This is a genomic window from Acidimicrobiales bacterium, assembly GCA_036270875.1.
Lineage (GTDB): Bacteria > Actinomycetota > Acidimicrobiia > Acidimicrobiales > AC-9 > AC-9.
This window is the reverse complement of the sequence record DATBBR010000022.1, coordinates 1-21,860: the sequence shown is the minus strand read 5'-3', so window position 1 is coordinate 21,860 and position 21,860 is coordinate 1. Positions and strand designations below refer to the sequence as shown.

Sequence of the window (21,860 nt, the reverse complement as noted above, 5' to 3'; positions counted from 1 at the left end):
CGGCGCGCACGACGACAGCCTGGTGGACGGGACTACAGGTGATCGGGCTGTCGAGGCCCGTCGTTCGAGCTCGGCCTCAGGCCTTCTCGACGAAGATGCACTCGCCGGGACACTCCTCGGCCGCCTCGACGACAGCGTCCTCGAGATCGGACGGCACGGTGGCCATACCCTCGGCGCCACCAGGCTCGTTCAGGACCTTGTCGTCCTCTTTGACGTAGGCCAAGCCATCGTCCAACAGGGTGAACACGGCCGGCGCGATCTCCTCACAGAGACCGTCGCCGGTGCAGAGATCCTGGTCGATCCAGACCTTCATCAGCATGCCTCTCGGGACGTCGCGGTCAATTGCTGAACCTAACGATCCGGACCGGCAGTGTCAATTTCCACGGCTAGGACGGGGGAAACTTGCCGGAGGCTCCAGGACCGGGAACAAAGTCCAGGCCCAGGGTATAGCGGCCGGGTGCGCGTCTGACCGCATGACACCGGTGTATGTTCGCTTTGTGAGGTGAGAGGAGGTGGTTCCGACGGCAGACTCCGAGTCCCAGCGTCGGCTCGCCGCCTACGAGCGAGACATGGCTCAGCTCCGGGAGCAGGCGAGCGTGCTGGAGGACGAGATCGTCACGCTCCGCCGCCGGCTCCAGGATGCGCCCAAGCGGGTGCGGACCCTCGAGGAGAAGCTGCTCGAGACCAAGGGCCAGCTGGCTCAGGCCGTGTCCCAGAACGAGAAGCTGACCTTCACGCTCCAGCAGGCGAGGGAGCACATCGCCACCCTGCGCGAGGAGGTGGAGAAGCTCACCCAGCCGCCTTCCGCCTATGGGACCTACCTGGCCCGCAACGATGACGGCACGGTCGACGTCTTCTCCGGGGGCCGCAAGGTGCGCGTCTCCCTCCACCCCGAGCTCGTCGCCGAGGATCTCAAGCGGGGCGACGAGGTCGTCCTCAACGAGTCGTTGAACGTCGTGCTGGCGCGCAGCGCCGACCTCTCGGGTGAGGTCGTCACGATCAAGGAGCTGCTGGAGGACGGCCGGCGGGCAGTGGTGCTCGGGCGGGCCGACGAGGAGCGCGTCGTCGACCGCGCCGAGACCCTGATGGAGATGCAGCTCCGGGCGGGGGACTCGGTCCTCCTGGACCCGCGGACCGACCTGCTCCTGGAGCGGCTTCCTCGGCCCGAGGTCGAGGAGCTGGTCCTCGAGGAGGTACCCGACATCTCCTACGCCGACGTCGGGGGCCTCGACGACCAGATCGAGTCCATCACCGACGCCGTCGAGCTCCCGTTCCTCCACCGGGAGCTGTTCGTCAAGCACCGGCTGCCGGCTCCCAAGGGCGTGCTCCTGTACGGGCCTCCCGGGTGCGGCAAGACGCTGATCGCCAAGGCCGTCGCCAACTCCCTGGCGAAGAAGGTCGCCGAGCAGTCGGGGGACCGCCAGGCCCGCAGCTACTTCCTGAACATCAAGGGCCCGGAGCTGCTCAACAAGTACGTCGGCGAGACCGAGCGTCAGATCCGCCTTGTCTTCCAGCGGGCGCGGGAGAAGTCCGAGGAAGGCGTGCCGGTCATCGTCTTCTTCGACGAGATGGACTCCCTGTTCCGTACCCGCGGCTCGGGCATCAGCTCCGACATGGAGTCGACGGTCGTTCCCCAGCTCCTGGCCGAGATCGACGGTGTGGAGGCCCTGCGCAACGTCATCGTGATCGGGGCGTCGAACCGCGAGGACCTCATCGATCCCGCCATCCTGCGCCCTGGCCGGCTCGACGTGAAGATCAAGATCGAGCGGCCGGACGAGGAGGCGGCTGCCCAGATCTTCTCCCGGTACCTGCAGTCCGACCTGCCCCTCGACGCCGAGGAGGTCACGTCACTGGGCGGGGGGGACCGCGACAAGACGGTGCGGCGCATGGTCGAGACCACGGTGGCGGCCATGTACCAGGCCGACGAGTTGAACCGCTTCCTCGAGGTCACCTACCAGAACGGGGACAAGGAGGTCCTCTACTTCAAGGACTTCGCCTCTGGCGCCATGATCGAGAACATCGTCCGTCGGGCCAAGAAGCTGGCCATCAAGCGAACCATCGCCCAACAGGGCGAGGGCATTCGCACCGACGATCTGCTCGACTCCATCAGGCAGGAGTACAAGGAGCACGAGGACCTGCCGAACACCACGAACCCCGATGACTGGGCCAAGATCTCGGGCAAGAAGGGCGAGCGGATCGTCTACGTTCGCACCCTGCTGTCCGAGGGCAAGGAGGCGACCGGTGGACGCTCCATCGAGCGCGTGGGGACGGGCCAGTACCTCTAGACAGCCGGCAGCGGCGGGGTTGAGCAGCCGCCAACTGCAGAGCGCGCCATTGGTGACGGCGCCGGGGTAGGGTCCGTCTGTGGCCATCCCCAAGGTGTGCGGCATCGAGACCGAGTACGGCATCCACTCCGTCGGGCCCGGCGAGGCCAACCCGATCGCCGCCTCCTCGGTGCTGATCAACGCCTACGTCGCCGAGCTTCAGCGCCGGGTGGGCTGGGACTTCGAGGACGAGAGCCCTGGCAACGACGCCCGCGGCTTCGCCCGGGAGGACGCCCCCGAGGTGGAGACGCACCTCGTCAACGCGGTGCTGACCAACGGGGCCCGGTATTACGTGGACCACGCCCATCCTGAGTTCTCGACCCCCGAGTGCTCGACGGCCATGGAGCTGCTCCGCTACGACAAGGCGGGGGAGCGGATCCTCACCCGATCGATGGAAGCGGCGGACCGGCTCCTCCCGTCCGGCGAGGAGATCGTGGTCTACAAGAACAACTCGGACCACAAGGGCAACTCCTACGGCACCCACGAGAACTACCTGATGAACCGGGCGGTGCCCTTCGCGAGGATCGTCCAGCACGTCGTGCCCCACTTCGTCTCCCGCCAGATCTACACCGGGGCGGGCAAGGTGGGCACCGAATCGTCAGCTGCAGGATCGGCGGACGTCACCTTCCAGCTCTCACAGCGGGCGGACTTCTTCGAGGAGGAGGTCGGCCTGGAGACGACGCTCAAGCGGCCCATCGTCAACACCAGGGACGAGCCCCACGCCGACGCGCAGAAGTACCGGCGCCTCCACGTGATCGTGGGCGACGCCAACCTGGCCGAGGTGGCGACCTTCCTCAAGGTCGGTGTGACGGCGATCGTCCTGGCCATGATCGAGGACGACTGGTACGGCGACCGTGACCTGTCACTGGCGACGCCCGTGCGGGCCATCCGTCAGGTCTCTCACGACCTCTCGCTGTCGCAGCCCCTGGAGCTGGCCGAGGGCGGCACGACCACCGCGCTCGGGATCCAGTGGGAGCTGTTCGAGCTCGCCCGCAAGTACGCCGACGACCGCGGCCTCGACTGCGTCGGCGACGAGGAGGCCGGCGAGGAGGTGCTCCGGCGCTGGGAGGCCACCCTCCACGCCCTCGAGACCGATCCCGCCAGCCTGGCCAACCAGCTCGACTGGGTGGCGAAGCGCCAGGTCATCGAGGGGTACCGGGACCGCCACGGGCTGGCGTGGTCCGATCACCGCCTGACCGCCATCGACCTGCAGTACCACGACCTGCGGCCCGGGCGGTCCCTTTTCGCCAGGATGCCGATGGAGCGGCTGGTCGACGAGGCCGATGTCGTCGACGCCGTGACCGAGCCGCCCCGGGACACCCGGGCCTACTTTCGGGGCCGGTGCCTGCAGCGGTGGGCGTCCTCGGTTGCCGCCGCCAACTGGGATTCTCTGGTGTTCGACCTCGGGTCGGACCCGCTGCGGCGGGTCCCCATGATGGAACCGCTGCGGGGAACCGCCGCGCATGTCGATACTTTGTTGGCGGGATGTTCGAGCCCGGCTGAGCTGTTGGAACAGTTGGGTTCCTAGGAGAGAAGTGGACGATGGCAGAACGTGAGCTGAAGAAGCGGCCGCAGACCCCACGAGACGAGGAAGTCGTCGAGGAGGCCGCGCCCACGTCCGACAAGGGCGAGAAGCTCAAGGCTGAGCTTGATGATCTCCTCGACGAGATCGACGAGGTGCTCGAGGACAACGCCGAGGAGTTCGTGCGCAACTACGTCCAGAAGGGCGGGGAGTAGCGCCACCTGCCCGGCCAGCCTCGCGGGCATGGCTGAGCCGGTAGGGTGCGCTCCGATGAGCCTGCCCATGTTTCCCCCGGCCGACGACCCGGGACCGAGCTTCACCGACCTGCTTCGCCGTAGCAGCCCGACCCAGTCCTTGGCGTATGCCCGCGACGTCGGGGCCCCGGCCGCGACAGGGCCCGAGATCCGCCACGGGACGACTGTGGCCGCCCTGCGCTACAGCGATGGTGTGGTGATGGCCGGCGATCGCCGGGCCACCGAGGGCTACTCCATCGCTCATCGGTCCATCGAGAAGGTCTTCCCGGCCGACCGTCACTCAGCCGTGGCCTTCGCCGGGGCGGCTGGGCCCGGCATCGAGATGGTGAAGCTCTTCCAGACCCAGCTCGAGCACTACGAGAAGGTCGAGGGCCTGGCGCTGAGCCTGGAGGGCAAGGCCAACCAGCTGGGCCAGATGATCAGGGGAAACCTGCCGATGGCCATGCAGGGGCTGGCCGTCCTGCCGCTGTTCGCCGGCTACGACCTCCGGCGCCGGACCGGCCGCATCTTCAACTACGACCTGACGGGCGGCCGGTACGAGGAGGACGACTACCACGCCACCGGATCCGGCGGTCGCGACGCCCGCACCACCATCAAGCTCGGGTACCGAGAGGGATTGGCCCGAGACGAGGCCATCGAGCTCGCCATCCTGGGCCTGTACGAGGCCGCCGACGAGGACATCGCCACGGGCGGCCCCGACGTGGTCCGCGGCATCTACCCGATGATCGCCACCGTGACCGCCGCCGGGTTCGAGCTGGCCGGCGACGCCGAGGTGGCCGAGCGGTTCGGGACGCTCATCGAGCGGAAGCGGTCGGAGGGCCAGCGACCATGACCATGCCCTTCTACGTGGCTCCCGAGCAGGTCATGAAGGACCGCGCCGACTACGCCCGCAAGGGCATCGCCCGAGGACGGGCGCTCGTCGCCTCGGTCTTCGCCGACGGGATCCTCGTGACCGCAGAGAACCCGTCCCGCTCGCTCCACAAGGTCAACGAGATCTACGACCGCATCGCCTTCGCCGGTGTCGGCCGGTACAACGAGTTCGACCAGCTCCGGGTGGCGGGCGTGCGCCATGCCGACACCAAGGGCTTTGCCTACAGCCGGGAGGACGTCGATGCCCGCTCGCTGGCGAACGTGTACGCGCAGTATCTGGGGCAGGTCTTCACCCACGAGATGAAGCCGCTGGAGATCGAGATCCTCGTCGCTGAGCTGGGGGTGGACGGTGCGGCCGATCAGCTGTACCACATCCTCTACGACGGCACCGTGGTCGACGAGGAGCGCTTCATCGTCCTCGGCGGCGAGGCCGAGGCCATCTCCGGGCGCGTGGAATCCTCGTGGGCCGAAGGATGGACCCTGGTCGAGGCGCTCCGGGCCGCGGTGGCCGCCCTGGCCGGTCCCGAGCGGACGCTCGGCGCCGACGAGCTCGAGGTGGCGGCGCTGGTGAGGGGCGACGGGCGACGCGCCTTCCGCCGCATCGAGGACGGCGAGCTGCAGGAGCTGCTCGTGGCCTCGCCGGCCTGAGCGGGCCTGAGCCGGGCCTGAGCAGGCCTGAAACGACGTGAGCGGCTTGCGCCGCCTCGCCACCCCGGGAACGGTACCGTGGCCGGGATGGAGCGGCGCATCTTCGGGCTCGAGAACGAGTACGGCGTCACCTGCACCCTGCGCGGGCAGCGTCGGCTGAGCCCGGACGAGGTGGCCCGCTACCTGTTTCGGCGAGTCGTCAGCTGGGGGCGGTCCAGCAACGTGTTCCTCGAGAACGGTGCCCGCCTCTACCTGGACGTGGGCAGCCACCCGGAGTACGCCACCCCGGAGTGCGATTCGATCTCCGATCTCGTCGCCCACGACAAGGCTGGTGAGCGGATCCTCGAGCACCTGCTGCTCTCGGCGGAGCAGCGCCTCCGGGAGGAGGGCATCCGCGGCGTCATCTACCTGTTCAAGAACAACACCGACTCGGCCGGGAACTCCTACGGCTGTCACGAGAACTACCTGACGAGTCGCCGGGACGACTTCGGGCACTACGCCGAGGTGCTGATCCCGTTCTTCGTCACCCGCCAGATCTACGCCGGAGCGGGCAAGGTGCTGCAGACGGCCCGCGGGGCGATGTTCTGCATCAGCCAGCGGGCGGAGCACATCTGGGAGGGCGTCTCCTCGGCGACGACCAGGAGCCGGCCGATCATCAACACGAGGGACGAGCCGCACGCCGACGCCGAGCGCTTCCGACGCCTCCACGTGATCGTCGGCGACTCGAACATGAGCGAGTACTCGACCTTCCTCAAGGTGGGAGCCACCAGCATCCTGCTCCGAATGCTGGAGGACCCTGCCGCCGTGCTCCGCGACATGACCCTGGAGAACCCCATCCGGGCCATTCGCGAGATCAGCCACGACACCTCCTGCCGGCGCCGCGTGCGCCTCGCCAACGGCAGGGAGGCCAGCGCCCTCGACATCCAGGGCGAGTACCTGCTCAGGGCCCGCCGGTACGCGGAGCAGAAGGGGCTCGACCCGCTCGAGGAGAAGGCCCTCGAGATGTGGGAGCACTGTCTCGAGGGGATCGAGAAGGACCCCTTCACCCTCGACCGGGAGTGTGACTGGGTGATCAAGCACCGCCTCATCGAGCGCTATCGCCAACGGCACGGCTTGTCGCTGTCGCACCCCCGGGTGGCGCTGCTCGATCTCCAGTACCACGACGTGAGTCGGGAGCGAGGTCTGTTCTACCGCCTGCAGAGCCGGGGCCAGGTCGAAAGGACCTGCGACGAGGACGCCATCGAGGCGGCGATCGACCGGCCGCCGCAGACCACGAGAGCACGGTTGAGGGGGGAGTTCATCAAGAAGGCCAAGGACCGTCGGCGGGACTTCACCGTCGACTGGGTCCACCTCAAGCTCAACGACCAGGCTCAGCGCACGGTACTCCTCAAGGACCCGTTCCGCGCCCGCGACGAGCGGGTCGAGAAGCTCATCGACGGGCTGTGACGTCCCGGTCCGCCGGCTCCCGGTGGCTCGCGCGCGCCATCGCGCGGTCGGCGCGCCTGGATTAGCCTGCGGCCACCGTGGCCATGACCGATCCCGGCCGCCAGCCGCCCCCCGACGAGCACCTCCCCGTGACCCCGTCACGCGGAGGGCGTCGCCGTTCCCCCCGCATGCGGACCTGGATCGAGTGGGTCGCCATCGTCGCCCTCGCCCTGTTGGCGGCCTTCGCCATCAAGACCTGGCTCATCCAGGCCTTCTACATCCCCTCGGCCTCGATGGTGCCCACCCTCCAGGTCGGCGACCGCATCCTCGTCAACAAGGTCAGCTACGACCTGCACGACATCCACCGCGGCGACATCGTGGTGTTCAGCCGCCCGCCCGCCGACAGCAGCGACCCTTCGGTCAACGACCTGGTGAAGCGGGTGGTGGGGCTCCCTGGCGACTCGGTGAGCTCGGTGGACGACGTGCTCTACGTCAACGGGCATCGTCAGTCGGAGCCCTATCTGCCGGCGGGGACGGTGAGCACGGGGAACTTCAGCCAGGCCCCCGGTTGCCAGCCGTCGGCCGCCAGCGACGCCAACCGGTCGTGCCTGGTTCCCCGGGGCGAGTACTGGGTGATGGGAGACAACCGGGGGGACTCCAAGGACAGCCGCGCCTTCGGACCGATCAAGGGCTCGCTGGTGGTCGGCCGGGTCGTGGTGCGGGTATGGCCCGTCACCTCGCTCCACCTCTTCTGAACCACCGAGATCGCGGCGGTCAGCTCGCCGCCGCGGCCAGCGCCGCCATCATGACCTCCACGTGGTCGCTGTAGACGGCGTCGATCCCCATGGCGACCAGCCGGGCGAGCGAACGCGCTCGCTGGGCGTCCCATGCCAACGCCGCCCGGCCGTGGTCGTGGAAGGTCTCCACCAGCTGGCGGCTCCATTCCCGACGGTGAAGGTTCACGGCGTCGATGCCCGCCTCGGCGAGCACGGCGGCCCGATGCGCCGGTCCCTCGCCCATGCTGGCAAGTCCGGTCGAGTCGACCAGGCGCAGCCGCGGCGACAGGGGACGCCATCGGGCCACCTGGCGCCAGCTCGGATGGCACAGCCACAGGCGACCGTCCGCACCGAGCCCGATCGCCTCCTGGACGACCGCGGGGGCGGCCGCGGGGTCCTTCACGTCGAGCGAGAGCTGGTAGTCGGTGCCGCAGGCCCGATAGAGGTCGCCGAGCGAGGGGACGGTTGGGGGCAACTCGTCCCGCCGCAGGTCGGCAAGGGCACGGCGGCGGCCACCGGCGCGCACGATCCCGTCGTGGTCCAGGACCGGGACGCCGTCGGCCGTGAGCCAGACATCGCTTTCCAGCCCGCTGGCACCGAGCTCCAGGGCCAGGCAGAAGGCCTCGATCGTGTTCTCGGGGGCCCGCGCCCTGGCACCCCGGTGGGCGAAGCCGATGGGGGACTGCGCACGCGTGCCCACGACCCCATTGTGGGCGCATTGTGCACAGATCGTGACGGCGCTCGACGGACTGGCAGCCTGGAGGGTGGGGGCGCCGATACACTTTTTCCGTGCTCAGTTTCGGGCCGGCGAAGATCCTGATCGTCCTGATGGTCGCCCTGATCGTGCTCGGGCCCGACAAGCTGCCGCAGATGACCCGCCAGGTCGGCAAGGCGTGGGGCGACTTCCGTCGGTTCCGAGAGCACCTCGAGGACGAGGTCAGGGGCGCACTGGGGGAGGACCTGGTCCAGCCCTTCACACCGCCGTGGCACGTCACGGGCTCGTCCGACGCGCCGAGCCCCTCGGCTGTCGACGGGGCGACCGCCGACGGCGCCGCTCCCGAGGGTGCGACCACGCCCGACGGATCCGCCTCCGGCGAAGGTGCCCAGGACCGGGCTCCACCCCAGCACCCCGGGCAGCTGGCGCCGCTCCCGCCGGCGACCGGATCCGCCCCGTCCGCCGCCCACGGGGGCTGGGATCCCGGCCTGGCCCCGGACGATCCCAGTCTCAACTAAGGCGCCACCGCGGGTGTTGCCATGGCCATAAAGCTGCCCCGTCTCAAGACCAAGCATCCGCACCCGGATGCCATGACGCTGGTCGAGCACCTGACCGAGCTGCGACGGCGGCTCGTGATCTCGGTCCTCGCCGTCGCCGCCGGCGCGGTGGTGGCCTTCGCCCTGTACAACCACATCCTCTCGTTTTTCGTGCACCCGTACTGCCAGACGGTGGGCCCCCACCACTCATGCCAGCTGTTCGTCACCGGCCCGCTGGACGGGTTCTCGATACGCCTCAAGATCGCCGCCTACGGGGGCCTGTTCCTGGCCTCGCCCGTCGTGCTGTACCAGCTGTGGCGCTTCGTCACGCCTGGCCTCAACCCCAACGAGAAGCGGTATGCCATCCCCTTCGTGACCGCCTCGATCACACTCTTCGTGGCAGGCGCGGGCGTGGCCTGGCTGACCTTCCCCCACGCCCTGTCCTTCCTCACCGCCGTCGGCGGTCCCACGCTCTCGCAGATCTACAGCCCCGCCAACTACCTCAGCCTCATCATCTTGTTGATGGTCGCCTTTGGCGTGGCCTTCGAGTTCCCAGTGCTGCTGGTGTTCCTCGAGCTCGCGGGTGTGCTCAGCCCGGCTCAGCTCTCGCGCTGGCGCCGCAAGGCCATCGTCATACTGTTCGCGGTCGCCGCCGTCGTCACGCCGAGCTCGGACCCGTTCTCCATGCTGGCCCTCGCCATACCGATGTGCGTGTTCTACGAGGTGTCCATTCTGATCGGCAAGCTGCTCAAGCGGTCAGCGGCACCGACCGGCGGTACGTGATCCGACGATGACAGCCCCGAGGGCGGGCTTCCTTTCGACCCTCGGCTTTCCGCTCGACCCCTTCCAGGTGCGGGCGCTGGACGCCCTCGACGAGGGCCGTTCGGTCCTCGTCGCCGCACCGACGGGGTCGGGAAAGACCGTGGTCGCCGAGTACGCCGTGGCCAAGTCCCTGGCCGAGGGGGGCAAGGCCTTCTACACGACGCCGCTCAAGGCCTTGTCGAACCAGAAGTACGGCGACCTCGTCCGCCGCTACGGCCCGGATCGCGTCGGGCTGCTCACCGGGGACAACTCGATCAACGGCGACGCCCCCGTGGTCGTCATGACCACCGAGGTCCTGCGCAACATGATCTATGCCGGATCGCCCGCCCTCACCGGCCTGCGCTGTGTCGTCCTCGACGAGGTCCACTACCTCCAGAACCCCTACCGGGGAGCGGTCTGGGAGGAAGTCATCATTCACAGTCCCGCCGAGGTCAAGCTCGTGTGCCTCTCGGCCACGGTGTCGAACGCCGAGGAGTTCGCCGACTGGATCTCCACCGTGCGGGGTGACACGGCGGCGATCATCGAGGAGCGCCGACCGGTCGCCCTCAACCAGCTGTACATGGTGGGCGACCGTCGCAGCGAACGCCTCCATCTGCTGCCGACCTTCGTCGACGGCCGACCAAATCCGGCAGCGGCCGCGCTCGAGGGCGCGACGCAGGGCCGCCGGCCGTACGGCCGCCCCCGGAGCCGGCTGTACACGCCCTGGCGGTCCGAGGTGGTCGAACGGCTGGGGGAGGAGTCGATGCTGCCCGCCATCTACTTCATCTTCAGCCGGGCCGCCTGCGACGACGCCGTGCGCCAGTGCCTCGCCGACGGTGTGCGGCTGACGACTCCCGAGGAGCGACGCCAGATCAGGGCGATCGCCGAGGCCAAGGTCGAGGCCCTATCGGACGACGACCTGCGGGTGCTCGGCTACGGCGCCTGGCTCAGCGGACTGGAGGCTGGCCTCGGCGCCCATCACGCCGGTCTCGTGCCCCCGTTCAAGGAGGCCGTCGAGGCCTGCTTCGGCGCCGCCCTGGTGAAGGTGGTCTTCGCCACCGAGACGCTGTCGCTCGGCATCAACATGCCGGCCCGATCGGTGGTCATCGAGAAGCTCACAAAGTTCACCGGCGAGCGGCACGAGACCCTGACACCGGGGGAGTACACCCAGCTCACGGGCAGGGCCGGACGGCGGGGCATCGACGAGGTGGGCTACGCCGTCGTGCTGTGGAATCGCTTCGTGCCCTTCTCCCAGGTGGCGGGGCTGGCGTCGACCCGCACCTACGCGCTCACGTCCTCGTTCCGACCCACCTACAACATGACGGCCAACCTGGTCCGTCGGTACCCGTCGGACCAGGCCCACCACCTGCTCAATCTCTCCTTCGCCCAGTACCAGGCCGACGCCGACGTCGTGCACCTCGAGGCACAGCTGGAGCGCACGGCCGCGGCGCTGGCCGACGCCCGGCGGGCAGCGAGCTGCGACCGCGGCGACATCGAGGAGCTTCGGCGCCTCGACCGCGCCGCCCGTCGCTCTGTTGCCGGAAGCGGCGAGCGGGCGCCCGCGCCAGCGAGCCTCCGAGCCGACATCCAGGCGGCACTCGATCGCGTCCGGCCCGGCGATGTGCTGCGCGTGCCCAGGACCGTCGCCAACGGGCCCGTCGCGGTGATCACGACGGCCAGGCGCCGCGGTGGGGACGTTCGCCTGGGAGGCGTGACCGCTGACACCCGCAAGGTGCTTCTCCGTCCGGCCGACTTCGACGCTCCACCCCGCCCCGTCGCCCGCATCGAGCTCCCGGTGCCGTACGACCCGTCGACCGCCCGTTTCGTGCGCCAGACGGCCGCCGCCCTGCGCCGACTCGACCTCGACGACACCGCCGGCCCGGCGAGCCGGCCCGAAGAGGACGCCGGCGCCGGGCGAGACGGGTCCGATGTCGTGTCCTCGCATCCCGTCGCCGGCTGTCCCCAGCTGCGGAGCCACCTGCGAGCGGCTGACCGCGCCGATCGGTTGGAGCGAGACCGTGAGCGCCTCGAGCGCCGGATCCGGGGACGCAGCGAGTCACTGGCCCGCCAGTTCGACCGGGTCCTCGGCCTCCTGCGACGTCGCAGGTACGTCGAGGGCTGGTCGCTCACCGAGGCCGGGGAGCGCCTGGCCCGCATCTACCACGAGGCGGACCTGCTGGTCGCCGAGACGCTCGGAGCGGGTCTCCTCGACGGTCTCGACCCGCCCGCGCTGGCCGCACTGGTGTCGGTGTTCACCTTCGAGCCCCGTGGGCCGGCACCCGCTCCCTCGGGTGGGTTCGACCAAGGGGCACAACGGGCCCGCGAGTCCGGGCCGAGGAGCGAGCTCCAGCGTCGCTGGCGCGCCGTCGAGGGGCTGGCCCGGCGGCTGAATGCGGACGAGGCGGCGGCGGGCCTGCCCCCGACCAGATCACTCGATCCCGGATTCGCCGAGGTCGCCCGGGCCTGGGCGGCGGGCGACGACCTCAGCCACGTGATCGCCGACGAGGAGGTCTCGGGCGGGGACTTCGTGCGCAACGTCAAGCAGCTGGTCGACCTCCTGCGCCAGGTCGAGCAGGTGGCGCCGACAGCGGACACGGCCCGGGCCGCGGGGCGGGCGGCCGACGACCTCTTCCGCGACATCGTGGCCGCCTCGTCGGTCCTCGACGCCGCCGCCACCGCCCCGTCCTAGCTGGGTGTCTGCGAACCCCCTGCTCGGAGGGGGAGGCAGATCCACCTCCCCAGCCGGCGCGGGGCCGTAGTGTGGCGCCGCATGCATCCATACGTCCGGGAGCGCTTCAGCGAGGAGGAGGCCGACGTCCTCCGGCGCTACTTCACGAGCATCGACGGGCCCGTCTTCGCCCTGGTCAACCTGCCCGAGGTGGTGAAGGGGGCGCTGTTCGCCCGTTACTCCCGTTCGGCCAAGAGCCTGCGACGGCTGTTCCTCGACGAGTTCGTCGGCGACCTGGACATCAGCGGCGACCTCACCGTGGACGCGACGGTCGGGCTGCGTCGGGCCGAGGAGCTCTACGACCGGATCTTCCTCGAGTACGGCGACGACTCGGTGGCCCAGCTGGGCGGTGTGCACCTCGCCTGTGAACAGGCGTCCAACCTCCTCACCAAGGTGCTCGAGCGAAGCCGGCTCATGGCCTACCTGGAGCAGTCCACGCGCTACGTCGCCTATGACTCCCGCCTCGCCAGCGGCCACTACCGGTACTTCCGGGACCCGGCCATCCTCGAGTCCTCCCTCGGTGCCCGTTACGTGGGCGAGATGGACCGGATGTTCGACACCTATGCCGCGTTGGTTCCTGTCGTCCAGGCCTGGCTCACCAGCCGCTACCCGAAGGCCAGCGCCGACTCGGACCTGGCCTACCGTCAGTCGATCCGGGCCAAGGCATTCGACGCGCTGCGAGGTCTCCTTCCGGCCGGGTCGCTGTCGAATGTGGGCATCTACGGGACCGGCCAGTCCTACGAGCTGCTGCTCCTCCACATGCGGGCCCACCCACTCCCCGAGGCCCGCTTCTACGCCGAGCTCATGCTCGAGGAGCTCCGAAAGGCGATCCCGTCGTTCCTCAAGCGAGTTGACCGCCAGGATCGGGGCGGGCAGTGGTCGGCCTACCTGGCCGCCAATCGCGCCGCCATGGACGACCTCGCCGGCCGGCTCTTTCCCTCGGGCGGGGCGGGTGCGGCCGACCCCTCGCCGCCAGTGAGGCTGGTGGACTTCGATCCCGACGGCGAGAACAAGATGATCGCCGCCATGCTCTACCCGCACACCGATCTGGCGGAGAGCGAGCTGGCCCAGCGGGTAGCGAGGATGTCCGCCGACGAGCGGCGCCAGGTGGTGCACGCCTACGTGGGCGATCGGGCCAATCGTCGCCATCGTCCCGGACGGGCACTGGAGCGCTCGTCGTACCGGTTCGACGTGGTGTCGGACTACGGCGCCTTCCGGGACCTCCAGCGGCATCGCATGCTCACCATCGATTGGCAGCCCCTCGACACCAGCCTCGGCTACGACGTCCCGGACGCCGCCATCGAGGCGGGGGTGGCGCCGGCGTTCGAGGAGTCGATGGCCCGATCGGCCTCCCTGCACGAGGCCCTGGCGCCGCTGTTCCCCCAGCAGGCTCCGTACGCCGTCGCCCTCGCCTTCCGGATCCGCTACGTAATGCAGATGAGCGCCCGTGAGGCCATGCACGTCCTGGAGCTCCGGTCCGGCGCCCAGGGCCATCCCGCCTACCGCGCTGTGGTCCGTGAGATGCACCGCCTCATTGCTGAGCAAGCCGGGCATCACGCCGTGGCCGAGATGATGCGCTTCGTCGATCATGACGACCAGGCCGACAACGGCCTCGGGCGTCTCGAGGCCGCCCGCCGGACCGAGGCGCGGCGCGGGGCGGAGCACCAGCGTCATCCCGCTCGCCCCGCCCGCTGACGGCCGTCGAGACGCGCGCGTCGTATCCCCCATAAGAAGGATTTTTTTTCACCTCCCTGAACAGGGGCAATACGCGAAGACGCAGGTCATCGGGCTCCGCTTCGGGGTTGACGATGACCTCCAGGCGCGGCATAACTAGCGGAGTCCCAGACGCCCCGGACGCCAGGTCGTGGGCCTCCCGGGATTCAAGAGTTTGTGGTCTTGGGAGGGGGGGTCGCGGGCCGCGGGGGCCCAGGAAGCCGAGTAGAGAACGTCCCAGTAACCCTTCGCTCGTGCGCTGTCGTGGCGTGGCGGGGGAATGGGCTACCGGATGGCCCCAAAGGCTCCTGGGCCCGACCGCCCGCTTGACCCGCTGGTGTGGCCGGTGTTCCGGCTGGCGGCTCGCCCGCCGGGGGAGAAGTCTTCGTTCGCCCGAGCCGCCGCCGTGGCCGGCTCGGAAGGGAGATTGCGCCGTATAGGCTCCCGGCCCAACTCAGCAAGGACGGGCAGCTATGGCGGAAGACGTCGACCACCAGTTGGACGAAGAAACAGAACAGACAGAAGAAGCGGAAGAGGAAGAGGAGCTCGACGAGCCCGACCTCGACGAGCTGGCGGACGACGAGCTCATCGATGAGGACACCCTCGAGGAAGAGGTCGAGGAGGACGAGGACCTCGAGGAGGAGCCGGGTCCGGAGGGGCAGAACGGCGCCGCCCCCGCCACGACGGATCGGGCCGAGGACGAGGAGGACGAGGAGGACGACGAGGACGACGAGGAGGACGTCGAGGCCAGCCTCGACGTGATCCTCAAGGAGCGCCTGGTCGTCGCGGAGGACGAGGAGGAGGACGAGGAGACACCCGACACCGAGGACCGGTCGGAGACGGCAACGAAGGTGTTGCCCAAGCAGCCGGACGAGTTCGTGTGCCGGTCGTGCTTCCTCGTCAAGCATCCCAGCCAGCTGGCCGACGGGGAGCGGATGCTGTGCCGCGACTGCGTCTAGGCCGGCCCGGGAGGCCGGCCCGACAAGCAAGCCGCAGGCGTCCAGCGCGCCTAGGCCGGCCCGGGAGGCCGGCCGGGGATGCCGGCCCGACAAGGAAGCCGCAGGCGTCCAGCGCGCCTGGGGGCCCCTGAGGGTCGCCGATGAGCTACCAGCGCATCGTGGTCGGCACCGACGGCTCAGAGACGGCGGGCAAGGCCGTCGAGCACGCCGCCCGGCTGGCGGCCAGCATTGGCGCCGCCTTCATCGCCGTGACCGCCTACGACCCTCATCCCCCGGGCATTGATCGCGACCGGGCCCAGGCCCCCGAGGACATCAAGTGGCGGATCACGGCCTCGGGCATAGCCGACGATCACGCTCAGGACGCTGTCCGGCTCGCCCGACGGGCCGGGGTCACCGAGGCGAGCGCGGTGTCCGAGGCCGGGACCGCCGCTGAGGCCCTGCTCGAGGTGGCCGACCGGCGGCGAGCCGACCTGATCGTGGTGGGGTCGAGGGGGATGTCCTCACCGGGCCGCTTCCTGCTCGGCAGCGTGCCCAACGCCGTGACCCATCACGCCCCCTGCGACGTGATGATCGTGCGTACCAGCTGAGCGGGCCGACCGGGCTGCGCAGTGAGGAATGATGGAGCCATGACGGAGCGGAAATCACTGCTCGAGCAGGCCCTCGATGTGTGTCTCTACGCACCGGTGGGATTGGCCATCTCGGTCACCGAGGAGCTGCCACAGCTGATCGACAAGGGCCGGGCCAGGGTGACCAGCCAGCTCACCATGGCCAAGATGGTCGGCACCTTCGCCGTGGCCCAAGGGCAACGCGAGGCAGAGCGCGTGGTCCGTCACGCCACCAGTCGGGTCTCCGAGCGTGGGCCGTTCGGCGCACCGCCGGCCCGGGAGGCCGGCGCGGTGCCACCGCCCGGGGAGGGACCGGGCGACCTCGACGCCGCACAGTGGACCACCCCGGCAGGCGGTCCCGAACCGGCCGACGGCGATGGGGCGTCGGCCGCGTCCATGGTCGACGCCGCCAGCCGACCGGACGGAGCCGCGGCGGTCATCCCGTCCACGATGGACGCGCCGGAGGAGGAACCCGCATCGCCAGCGGCGGCACCGTCGAGTCCGGCTGGCGGCGCCAGCGCGTTGGCCATCCCCGGGTACGACGCGCTGTCTGCCTCCCAGGTCGTCCAGCGCCTGGCCGGCCTGGCCACCGACGAGCTGGAGGCGGTGCGGACCTACGAGGCGGCCACCAGGGGCCGAAGGACGATTCTCAATCGCATCGCCCAGTTGCAGGGTCCCGGCAGCGGCTGATGCGGGAAGGGGCCAGGCGAGCCGACCGGGATGACCTCCCTCGGCTCGCCGAGCTCTACCGCACCGCCGCGGCCCAGCTCTCGGCCCGTCGAGGCGGGGCGCTGCTCGCCGAGCAGCACGGTCGAGCCGAGCCTGTCGAGCAGACGCTGGACCGGATCCTGGAGGAGCGGCACCGGGCAGCCTGGGTCGGCACGGTCGATGACCATGTCGTCGGCTACGCCACCGGACGCACCGAGACGCTCGCCGGCGGGACGGAGCTCGGCGTGGTGGAGGAGCTGTTCGTTGAGTCGGGCGCCCGCGGTGTCGGAGTGGGCGAAGCGCTCATGGCCGCCCTGTTGGCCTGGTTCGTCGATCGGGGCTGCGCCGGTGTGGACACGATGGCGCTCCCCGGCGACCGTCTGAGCAAGAACTTCTTCGAGTCGAGCGGCTTCAAGGCGCGCCTGATCGTCATGCACCGGGCCCTACCTCCGGACTCCGCTCCCGGAGCGACCCTGTCTTCGGACCACCAGCGCGAGCCAACCCCGCCCTCGGACCCGTGATCCGTCCCGAGCTCTGTGTCGGCGCCGTGGCCGTGGCCGATGATGAGCTCCTGCTGGTGCGGCGGGGGAGGGGACCGGGAACGGGACGATGGTCGGTGCCCGGCGGCCGGGTCGAGGCGGGGGAGACCGTCCGCGCCGCAGTCGTGAGGGAAGTGGCGGAGGAGACCGGCTTGGAGGTGCGCTGTGGCGAGCTGCTGGGTTGGGCCGAGCGGATCGGACCGCAGCACCACTTCGTGATCCTCGACTTCGTCGTCACCGTGACCGATGGACGCCAGCCGGTGGCCGGCGACGACGCCGCCGAAGCCCGATGGTTCCCGTTGCCGTCGGTGCCTCAGGTCCCGCTGGTGGACGGCCTCGCCGGCTTCCTCCGGGACCACGGCGTCCTCTGATCGTCGAGCCCCCTCAGCGTCCCTTCCAGACGGGCGCCCGCTTCTCGATGAAGGCGCGCGGACCCTCGGCGAAGTCCTCCGTGCGGGTAGCGCGGGTCATGGCCTCGTCGGTCATCCGCCACAGCGTCTCATCGTCAGCCGCGTGCGCGGCGATCGCCACGCGTCGGCTCTCACGTACCGCAATCGGTGCGTTGGCGCAGATCCGCTCGGCCAGCGCCAGCGCCGCCGCCAGCGCCTCTCCGGGAGCCACCAGCTCGTTCACCATGCCGAGGGTGTGCGCCCGCTCGGCCGCGATCTGGTCGCCGGTGAGAATGAGCTCCATGGCGACCGCCGGGGGCAGGGCTCGGGGCAGCCTGAACAAACCGCCCGCCGCCGCCACCAGCGATCGCTTGACCTCGGGTAGACCGAACGACGCGGACGTCGACGCCACGATGAGGTCACACGCCAGGGCGATCTCACAGCCCCCGGCCAACGCGGGGCCATCCACCGCCGCCACGAGGGGCTTGACCCGATGGCGGCGGGTGATTCCGGCGAAGCCGCCTCGCTCGGTGGACAGCGACAGCGCCTCGCCGGCGGCGATGGCCTTGAGATCAGCGCCAGCCGAGAAGACCGGGCCCTCGGCGCTCACGACACCGATCCACACCTCGCTGTCGCTCTCCAGGCGATCGAGGCCTGCTTCGAGGCCCTTGGCCACCTCGGCGTTGACGGCGTTGCGGGCCTCGGGACGGCGGATCGTGAGCACCGCCGTACGCCCCCGTTGGCTGTAGTCGATCATCGGATCAGCCGGCGCGCCGGTCGTGGTCGACAGCGGCGCGCGGCGGACGAGGGGGATGGGGCCGCGGTGGACCAGGCGGCGGCGGCATCTGGATGCCGAGCAGGCCGGCGAGGGCGGGCACCCGCCCGGAGGCCCGCCGGGCCGCGTCGACCACGCTGTCGGCGGCGTCACGGGGCAGCCCCCGGGGCTTGACGGTCCGCCGGATCGGAGAGTCCGCCACCGCACCGAGCAGCGTCGTCCATCGCTCCGTCGAGGTGTCGGGCGCCATCGCCTCGCCGGCGGCCTCGCTCATGCGGACGGCGAGATCAGCAGGAAAGCGCGCCGTCGGCTCGGGCGGGTGAGCCGAGACCCGCAGCGCCCGCACGAGCCGACCATCGTCCAGGGCCCGGGTGATCTCCTCGACCCACTCGTCGCGCAGGCGCGCCACCCGCCGCTCGAGCGCCTCGCGAAGGTTGCTGGCGAGGCGGCGACTCTCGTCGTCGCGCGTCACCGTGTCCGCGCCGGCGACGACCGACCGAAGGTCGCGCAGGCTGATCTCGTCGACGGTGCCGGCGGCCGCGTCGGCCCGATCCCGCCAGGTGGCCGCCCTGAGCCGGGGAAGCAGCTCCTCGGCCAGGCCAAGGAGGGCGTCCCCGTTGACCTCGGGGAGGTTGGCCGAGCGGGCCCGCTCGTTCTGGGCCTCGATGGCCTGGCGCACCGCGGGGATGCCACCCTTGAGCACCTGCTCGGCGATCGGTCGCTGTTCGGGCGACAGTCCGGCCAGGGCCGCCTCGCGGTGCACGTTTGCTGGGCTCAGCCGCTTGGGTCGAGGCGGCTTGGCGCCGCCGTCTCCCGAGTCGTCGCCCTGGCGCGTCGGTCGACCAGCGGCCCGCCCGGCCGGCTCGGCGTCCCGCCGCGCCCCGCGCCGCCCGCCCTCGTGGCGCCGATCGCCGCTCGCGTCCTGCGGCCCCCGACCGCCCGTGGGGCGGCCTCTCGCAGCGGCGTCGCCGCGGCGGGCTCGTCCCTCGCCCGCCGGGCGCGACCGGCCCGCCGTGCGCTGGCGGCGAGGCTGGTCCGCCGACGCGCCGTCGCCCTCTCGCCGCGGCTGCCGCCCCGTGCCGTCGCCGCGGCCTCGCTCCGGGCGCCCGCTCCGGCGCACCACCGACGATGTCACGCCCTCCTGTCGAACCGGCGATCCGATGATCTCCAGCCGCTCGGGCTCGGCGCGCTTCTTCTCCTTCGGCGGCAGCACCGTCGTGATGGTGATGCCATCGAGCTCGAAGTCGGCCTCCGCCCGCACCACGTCACCGACCTTGGCGCCCTCGTACAGCACAGAGCCCTCCAGCACGCCCTTGGGCTGGCGCGCCCCAGCCGCCCGCCACGTCCAGCTGCCGTCTTCCCGGACGCTGGTCAGCTCCACGTCGATCCTGTGGGACATGACGTTGGCCAAGCTAGCCGGGGAGCACCCGTGCCTGCGACGGGCGCGACCAGCCGACCCGCGGGAGAAGCGCCGAGGTCTGCCCGTAAAGTGGCGCGCGGTGCCGGCGCCCGTCCTCCTTGTCCATGGCTTCGCCTCGTCCTTCGAGCGCAACTGGCGGGAGCCCGGCTGGGTGGATCTGCTGTCCGACGCCGATCGACAGGTCATCGGCGCCGACCTGCTCGGCCACGGGACGGCGACCAAGCCCCACGACCCCGCCGCCTACGTGCACCTCGAGTCCGACCTGGCATCGCTCCTGCCGTCCGATGCTCCCGTCGACGCCATCGGCTTCTCACTGGGTGCGAGGCTGCTGCTCACGGTCGCCGCCACCCGGCCTGGAGCCTTCGGCCGCATCGTGGTCGGCGGGGTGGGGGAGAGCCTCTTGCGCGCCGACGATCCCGAACCCGTCGCCCGCGCCGTCGAGGGCTCGATGGAAGGCTCGGCGTCGGGCTCCGGCTCTGGGACGTCCGCCGCTCCGGCCGACTCCAACATCGCCCGCGCCTTCGCCAGGTTCGCCACGGCGCCGGGCAACGACCCATTGGCCCTGGCCGCCTGCCTGCGGCGGCCGGTCGCCCCCCTGACCCGCCAGGAGCTCGGAGGGGTGGAGGTTCCGGTCCTCGTGGTCCTCGGGGACCAGGACTTCGCCGGTCCTGCGGAGCCGCTGCTCGACGCCTTGCCCGACGCCACCCTGGTCGTCCTGAAGGGCGTGGACCACCTGGCCACACCGATGAGCTTCGGCTTCATCGACGCCGCACTGAGCTTTCTCGGGGCGCTCCCGACGTGAGCCGGCGGGGGCGAGATCGCCGGTGAACGCAACCTGGCTCGTTAGGATCAGGCCGGTGAACACGGCGACCCGGCGGCTGCGGTGGTGGAAGGAAATCCTCGCCGTCGTGGCCTTCGACGTCGTCTACGAGTGGACGAGCAGCAAGGCGGCCGGCGCCCATGCCGTGGCCGGCAGCCATGCCGGCCAGATCGTCCACGCCGAGCGGTCGCTCGGCATCTTCCGCGAGCACGCCGTCCAGCAGTGGTTCCTACCCCATCGCCTGCTGATCGAGGCGTCGGACCTCTTCTACTCCACCGTCCACTTCGTGCTCCCGGTGGTCACCCTGATCTGGCTGTTCCGCAAGTTCCCCGAGCGCTATGTCCGGTGGCGCAACGCCCTGGCCTGGATGACCGGCCTGGGGCTCATCGGCTTCATCGTCTACCCGCTGCTACCGCCGCGCTTCCTGCCGGCCAGCTTCGGCTTCGTCGACACGCTGAACGTGATCGGGGGGATCGGCAGCTGGGACTCGTCGCTCATGAAGGATGCCGGCAACCTCTACGCGGCCATGCCCAGCCTTCACATCGCCTGGGCCCTGTGGTGCGTCTTCGCCCTGGTGCCGGTCGTCCGCCGTCGCTGGATCAAGGCCCTCCTGATCCTCCACCCCTTCGTCACCCTCTTCACCATCGTCGTCACGGCCAACCACTTCTTCCTCGACGCCGCCGGGGGAGTGGTCGTGTTCACCCTCGGCGTGACGATCGCCCGTCTCCCCCGTCCCGCGTTCACCGTCTCGCCCCTCGCGGGTCTGGGGCGTGACCTTCCACGCCCGGCGTGGCTGACGCTGCCGGCCGGATGGCTCCGGACCGCCGGCGCCTGGATCGACGCTGCCCCTGGTCTCCTGGCGTCACTCGCCGAGCCGCTTCGCCGAAGGGCTCTCAGAGGTCCTCGCCGCCGGCCAGCTCCGTCTCGGGCGATATCGGGAGCCCAATCGGGGACGGCATCGGCCGCGGCCGCACAACCAACACCCGGCGACGGTGACGACAGCCCGGCCGAGGTCGGCGTCGGCGCCTGAGCCTGAGCCCGAATCGAGGTACCCCGCTCGGACGGGCTCGCCCCTACCCCAGCCGCCCAGAATGTACGTTATGTAAAGTTGCTGGGCCAGGCGCCGGGGTGGGTTGTCGGGGCGGCTCCTCTCGGAGCCCCTCCCCGGTCGCTCAGGGGCACGTGGGGCCCCTCGGCGCCGCCAGGAGGGCCCGGGCTTTCACTTCGGCGACGCAGGCGAATCAGGCGACTCGGCGACGATGACGACCGTGTGGCAGATCTTGTCGGAGAACGTCTGGCGCTTGTGGTCCCACAGCGGCCACAGGAAGCCGGC

The 21,860-nt window shown here is 70.4% G+C and carries 22 protein-coding genes; 18 read left to right on the top strand and 4 right to left on the bottom strand.

From position 1 onward, the window contains the following. Positions 1-76: 76 nt before the first annotated feature. Positions 77-313 carry a ferredoxin gene (locus VH112_02040; GenBank protein ID HEX4538997.1) on the bottom strand — a complete coding sequence of 79 codons (237 nt, stop codon included), beginning with the start codon at positions 311-313 and terminating at the stop codon, positions 77-79. Positions 314-512: 199 nt separating this feature from the next. Between VH112_02040 and arc the strand changes: the two genes are divergently transcribed. The 7 genes from arc (at position 513) to lepB (ending at position 7,798) form a co-directional block, all read left to right on the top strand. After that, positions 513-2,285 carry a proteasome ATPase gene (gene arc, locus VH112_02035; protein ID HEX4538996.1) on the top strand — a complete coding sequence of 591 codons (1,773 nt, stop codon included), beginning with the start codon at positions 513-515 and terminating at the stop codon, positions 2,283-2,285. Positions 2,286-2,364: 79 nt separating this feature from the next. After that, on the top strand, positions 2,365-3,852 hold the full coding sequence (gene dop / locus VH112_02030) for a depupylase/deamidase Dop (protein HEX4538995.1): 1,488 nt from the start codon (positions 2,365-2,367) through the stop codon (positions 3,850-3,852). A 14-nt stretch (positions 3,853-3,866) separates the two neighbouring features. Then, positions 3,867-4,061 (top strand): ubiquitin-like protein Pup, encoded by a 195-nt coding sequence (locus VH112_02025; protein HEX4538994.1) that lies wholly within the window; start codon positions 3,867-3,869, stop codon positions 4,059-4,061. A gap of 55 nt (positions 4,062-4,116) precedes the next feature. Then, positions 4,117-4,932 (top strand): proteasome subunit beta, encoded by an 816-nt coding sequence (gene prcB / locus VH112_02020; protein ID HEX4538993.1) that lies wholly within the window; start codon positions 4,117-4,119, stop codon positions 4,930-4,932. Beyond that, a complete protein-coding gene (prcA, locus tag VH112_02015) occupies positions 4,929-5,618 on the top strand; it encodes a proteasome subunit alpha (protein HEX4538992.1) in 690 nt (229 codons plus the stop codon). Before prcB ends, prcA begins: the two co-directional genes overlap by 4 nt. Positions 5,619-5,705: 87 nt before the next feature. Further along, the gene (gene pafA, locus VH112_02010) at positions 5,706-7,064 is read left to right on the top strand and encodes a Pup--protein ligase (GenBank protein HEX4538991.1); all 1,359 of its coding nucleotides are present in this window, start codon (positions 5,706-5,708) and stop codon (positions 7,062-7,064) included. A gap of 83 nt (positions 7,065-7,147) precedes the next feature. Further along, the gene (gene lepB / locus VH112_02005) at positions 7,148-7,798 is read left to right on the top strand and encodes a signal peptidase I (GenBank protein HEX4538990.1); all 651 of its coding nucleotides are present in this window, start codon (positions 7,148-7,150) and stop codon (positions 7,796-7,798) included. Between the two features lie 19 nt (positions 7,799-7,817). Here the strand turns inward: lepB and VH112_02000 are convergent, their stop codons facing one another. Then, positions 7,818-8,519, bottom strand: coding sequence for a glycerophosphodiester phosphodiesterase (locus VH112_02000; protein HEX4538989.1), 702 nt, complete (start codon positions 8,517-8,519; stop codon positions 7,818-7,820). Between the two features lie 89 nt (positions 8,520-8,608). Here VH112_02000 and VH112_01995 point away from each other — a divergent pair, with 89 nt between their 5' ends. From VH112_01995 to VH112_01955, 9 genes are all read left to right on the top strand, one after another. After that, positions 8,609-9,052: a twin-arginine translocase TatA/TatE family subunit gene (locus tag VH112_01995; GenBank protein ID HEX4538988.1), complete on the top strand. Its 444-nt coding sequence runs from the start codon at positions 8,609-8,611 to the stop codon at positions 9,050-9,052. 21 nt (positions 9,053-9,073) lie between these two features. Next, entirely contained in the window at positions 9,074-9,853 is a 780-nt protein-coding gene (gene tatC, locus VH112_01990) for a twin-arginine translocase subunit TatC (GenBank protein ID HEX4538987.1), read from the top strand. Between the two features lie 7 nt (positions 9,854-9,860). Then, on the top strand, positions 9,861-12,560 hold the full coding sequence (locus VH112_01985; protein ID HEX4538986.1) for a DEAD/DEAH box helicase: 2,700 nt from the start codon (positions 9,861-9,863) through the stop codon (positions 12,558-12,560). 81 nt (positions 12,561-12,641) lie between these two features. Further along, positions 12,642-14,294 (top strand): FAD-dependent thymidylate synthase, encoded by a 1,653-nt coding sequence (locus tag VH112_01980; GenBank protein ID HEX4538985.1) that lies wholly within the window; start codon positions 12,642-12,644, stop codon positions 14,292-14,294. A gap of 491 nt (positions 14,295-14,785) precedes the next feature. Beyond that, positions 14,786-15,271 (top strand): DUF4193 family protein, encoded by a 486-nt coding sequence (locus VH112_01975; GenBank protein HEX4538984.1) that lies wholly within the window; start codon positions 14,786-14,788, stop codon positions 15,269-15,271. A 140-nt stretch (positions 15,272-15,411) separates the two neighbouring features. Continuing rightward, positions 15,412-15,858 (top strand): universal stress protein, encoded by a 447-nt coding sequence (locus tag VH112_01970; GenBank protein HEX4538983.1) that lies wholly within the window; start codon positions 15,412-15,414, stop codon positions 15,856-15,858. A gap of 39 nt (positions 15,859-15,897) precedes the next feature. Then, positions 15,898-16,566, top strand: a complete 669-nt coding sequence (locus VH112_01965) for a hypothetical protein (protein HEX4538982.1) — start codon at positions 15,898-15,900, stop codon at positions 16,564-16,566. Further along, the gene (locus VH112_01960) at positions 16,566-17,105 is read left to right on the top strand and encodes a GNAT family N-acetyltransferase (protein ID HEX4538981.1); all 540 of its coding nucleotides are present in this window, start codon (positions 16,566-16,568) and stop codon (positions 17,103-17,105) included. Before VH112_01965 ends, VH112_01960 begins: the two co-directional genes overlap by 1 nt. Continuing rightward, a complete protein-coding gene (locus VH112_01955) occupies positions 17,102-17,494 on the top strand; it encodes an NUDIX domain-containing protein (GenBank protein ID HEX4538980.1) in 393 nt (130 codons plus the stop codon). Before VH112_01960 ends, VH112_01955 begins: the two co-directional genes overlap by 4 nt. A gap of 13 nt (positions 17,495-17,507) precedes the next feature. Here VH112_01955 and VH112_01950 read toward each other — a convergent pair whose 3' ends face one another. Next, complete coding sequence (locus tag VH112_01950; protein HEX4538979.1) at positions 17,508-18,269, bottom strand: crotonase/enoyl-CoA hydratase family protein; 762 nt, start codon at positions 18,267-18,269, stop codon at positions 17,508-17,510. A gap of 4 nt (positions 18,270-18,273) precedes the next feature. Beyond that, the gene (locus tag VH112_01945; GenBank protein HEX4538978.1) at positions 18,274-19,686 is read right to left on the bottom strand and encodes a hypothetical protein; all 1,413 of its coding nucleotides are present in this window, start codon (positions 19,684-19,686) and stop codon (positions 18,274-18,276) included. Positions 19,687-19,786: 100 nt separating this feature from the next. Here VH112_01945 and VH112_01940 point away from each other — a divergent pair, with 100 nt between their 5' ends. Both VH112_01940 and VH112_01935 read left to right on the top strand, forming a co-directional pair. Then, the gene (locus VH112_01940; GenBank protein HEX4538977.1) at positions 19,787-20,509 is read left to right on the top strand and encodes an alpha/beta hydrolase; all 723 of its coding nucleotides are present in this window, start codon (positions 19,787-19,789) and stop codon (positions 20,507-20,509) included. A 55-nt stretch (positions 20,510-20,564) separates the two neighbouring features. Beyond that, complete coding sequence (locus VH112_01935; protein HEX4538976.1) at positions 20,565-21,557, top strand: phosphatase PAP2 family protein; 993 nt, start codon at positions 20,565-20,567, stop codon at positions 21,555-21,557. Positions 21,558-21,860: the final 303 nt, after the last annotated feature.

What these genes read in the sequence shown, in the direction of transcription:
- VH112_02040 (HEX4538997.1), bottom strand. Translation starts at nt 313, where the DNA reads ATGAAGGTCTGGATCGACCAGGATCTCTGCACCGGCGACGGTCTCTGT.
- VH112_02025 (HEX4538994.1), top strand. Translation starts at nt 3,867, where the DNA reads ATGGCAGAACGTGAGCTGAAGAAGCGGCCGCAGACCCCACGAGACGAG.
- prcB (HEX4538993.1), top strand. Translation starts at nt 4,117, where the DNA reads ATGAGCCTGCCCATGTTTCCCCCGGCCGACGACCCGGGACCGAGCTTC.
- prcA (HEX4538992.1), top strand. Translation starts at nt 4,929, where the DNA reads ATGACCATGCCCTTCTACGTGGCTCCCGAGCAGGTCATGAAGGACCGC.
- pafA (HEX4538991.1), top strand. Translation starts at nt 5,706, where the DNA reads ATGGAGCGGCGCATCTTCGGGCTCGAGAACGAGTACGGCGTCACCTGC.
- lepB (HEX4538990.1), top strand. Translation starts at nt 7,148, where the DNA reads ATGACCGATCCCGGCCGCCAGCCGCCCCCCGACGAGCACCTCCCCGTG.
- tatC (HEX4538987.1), top strand. Translation starts at nt 9,074, where the DNA reads ATGGCCATAAAGCTGCCCCGTCTCAAGACCAAGCATCCGCACCCGGAT.
- VH112_01985 (HEX4538986.1), top strand. Translation starts at nt 9,861, where the DNA reads ATGACAGCCCCGAGGGCGGGCTTCCTTTCGACCCTCGGCTTTCCGCTC.
- VH112_01980 (HEX4538985.1), top strand. Translation starts at nt 12,642, where the DNA reads ATGCATCCATACGTCCGGGAGCGCTTCAGCGAGGAGGAGGCCGACGTC.
- VH112_01975 (HEX4538984.1), top strand. Translation starts at nt 14,786, where the DNA reads ATGGCGGAAGACGTCGACCACCAGTTGGACGAAGAAACAGAACAGACA.
- VH112_01970 (HEX4538983.1), top strand. Translation starts at nt 15,412, where the DNA reads ATGAGCTACCAGCGCATCGTGGTCGGCACCGACGGCTCAGAGACGGCG.
- VH112_01965 (HEX4538982.1), top strand. Translation starts at nt 15,898, where the DNA reads ATGACGGAGCGGAAATCACTGCTCGAGCAGGCCCTCGATGTGTGTCTC.
- VH112_01960 (HEX4538981.1), top strand. Translation starts at nt 16,566, where the DNA reads ATGCGGGAAGGGGCCAGGCGAGCCGACCGGGATGACCTCCCTCGGCTC.
- VH112_01950 (HEX4538979.1), bottom strand. Translation starts at nt 18,269, where the DNA reads ATGATCGACTACAGCCAACGGGGGCGTACGGCGGTGCTCACGATCCGC.
- VH112_01945 (HEX4538978.1), bottom strand. Translation starts at nt 19,686, where the DNA reads ATGTCCCACAGGATCGACGTGGAGCTGACCAGCGTCCGGGAAGACGGC.